We start from the raw sequence: 2,454 nt of genomic DNA, 5'->3' as shown, positions 1-2,454 counted from the left end.
GAGCCAGAAAGGCGATAGTAAGAGTAAGTTGCGTGGGCTATCATACCGCTGTAGATACTTATAATACTGGTAAGATAGGTTCAATTACTCTGAAGGAGGCAACGATGAATCTGCAGAAGGTGATAGTAAAGGCGGTTCGCCCAAAGACAAAACTGACTCGCGAGGGATTCCAGACCCAGGTGCAGGGTACAATACTGAGTGATGCAGGTATGGTTGCCGACTTGTTGAAGCAGGTTCCAAGAGTGCGTGTAGATAAGGATGGAAACTGTTCGGTGTTTGGAAAAGGCACACCGGAGATTTATGTCAATGGCAGAAAGCTGACCGATAAAAATGAATTGCAAACCATATCTTCAAAGGATGTGAAGAACGTGACGGTTATCACGACTCCTGGTGCGCAGTATGATGCCCAGGTCAATTCGGTGATTCGTATAACCACGGTCAAGAAGCAAGGTTATGGATGGAGTGGTAATTTCCAGGCAAAATATGGTTTTGCCATGAAGAATGCCTGGCAAGAGCAGGCTAATCTCAATTACCGTGCGGGTGGACTGGATGTGTTCGGTGGATTGATGTGGTCAGATTACTATTCTTATGATAAGTTGGGATTGGATGAATATATCAATGGAAATCAGCATCAGATATATCAAAAATCTGCAGGGCGCATAGATGCTAGAAATTATGGACCTGATGCCAATCTGGGTTTCAATTATGAATTCAATGAAAATCATACCATCGGTCTGAAGTATAAGTTTGGTTCTGGCTATACCAAGTATTTTACTGTTAGGCAGAACTATTCTATCTTTCAGGATGAAGTTCACCAGGGAGATGTAAATTATCTCAACGATGAGTCTGATTCCAAGCAGACTCCTATGCATCAGGCTGACTTTTATTATAATGGTAAGATAGGCAAGTGGAGTATAGACCTGAATGCATCTGCGTTGTGGCGGACGAAAGACCAGATACAGAAAGCCACAGAAACCAGTACTGAGTTGGGCGACCAGATAGTATGTTCTGATAGCCATACCAAAGGAAAGTTGCTTGCCGGTAAATTGGTAGTTTCTTATCCTTTGACCGACCAGTTGAACATAGACTTTGGTTCGGAATACACAAATTCTGATAGTCATACCAACAACCAGAACGAGGGTGGTGTGGCTGCATCCAATGATTCCAGAATCAAGGAACAGAACATAGCCGCTTTTGCTGAGGCTGCATGGTCGTTGGGAGATTATTCCCTGAATGCCGGTGTGAGATATGAGCATGTAAAATCAGACTATTATGCCGAAGGAGTGCTCAATCCGGATATGAGCAGAAAGTATGATAATGTATTTCCTAATGTATCCTTGGGATATGACAAGGGCAAGTGGCATTCTTCGTTGAGTTTCACGGCGAAGACCTATCGACCAAGTTACTTCCGTCTTTCCGGTTATACCCGATATACGAGTCGTCATTCCTATGAAAGCGGTAATCCGAACTTGCGACCAAAGGATGCCTATCATCTGGAATGGGATGCGCAATATTCCTGGTTGAGTTTCTCTGCTGAATATATTTACAACAAGAATGCCTCGGTATATATGATGAAGCCATTCCAGGGCAATAAGGATATAGCCCTGTCATATTACGAGAATGTAGATAAGATTCAGAACCTGAAGTTCTATCTTGAGGCTACTCCGGTGATAGGCTTATGGCATCTTGACTATACGGTAGGTCTGGTCAATCAGTTCTTTGATGCCAGCAAATACGTCAGCGACTATAATGCCAACCGTCCTTCTATCTATCTGGATTTGGAGAATACCTGGGTATTGCCACATCATTGGAAGGCTCGATTGGAATACGCTTACCAGTCGCGTAATTATAGCGAATTGGGTGTCAACTATGCATGGAATTCCCTGGATGCGTCTATTTCCAAGTCGTTCCTGAATAACCGACTGGTTGTGAGACTGGAAGCAGAGGATTTGCTTCATGGTCAGAACGAGAGTTGGAAATATAATAATTCGTATGCGCACTTCACCAGAACCGGTATAGATAATACCCGCATGTTCTTGGTCAATGTAACTTATAACTTCAATGCCACCAAGAGCAAGTATAAGGGTACGGGTGCTGGTAATGCAGAAAAGAGCAGATTATAGCTCATTTTTAAAACACGGACAAATTGAATTTGTCCGGACAATTTGTCCGGTTGATTCTAAGTACTTGATATTTAGAATATTATAAGCCGTCGGACAAAAGAGCCGGACAAATTCAATTTGTCCGTGTTATTTTTTTCTGTGGTTTTGGAGTCAAAATCAGGCTTTTTTAGCTTTTCTCCCTATAGTTTTCTTCTCGTAACCCTATGCTTTTCTCCCCGTAACTCTATGACTTTTGGATGTTAACTCTATGAGTTAGTTTTTTTTAACATAAAGCTCTAAAGCAGCCAAAAGAGAATAAGAGAGGTTGGAACGTAAACAGTTGGGAATGAGT

1 protein-coding gene is annotated in these 2,454 nt (G+C 42.3%); it reads left to right on the top strand.

Annotated elements, in window-relative coordinates:
* On the top strand, positions 1-2,123 hold a 2,123-nt coding region (locus tag DXD25_RS16090; RefSeq protein ID WP_147327951.1), incomplete at its 5' end, for an outer membrane beta-barrel family protein.
* Positions 2,124-2,454: the final 331 nt, after the last annotated feature.

Source organism: Prevotella sp. TF12-30 (assembly GCF_003436715.1).
GTDB lineage: Bacteria > Bacteroidota > Bacteroidia > Bacteroidales > Bacteroidaceae > Prevotella > Prevotella copri_A.
This window is presented reverse-complemented; position numbering and strand designations above follow the sequence as displayed.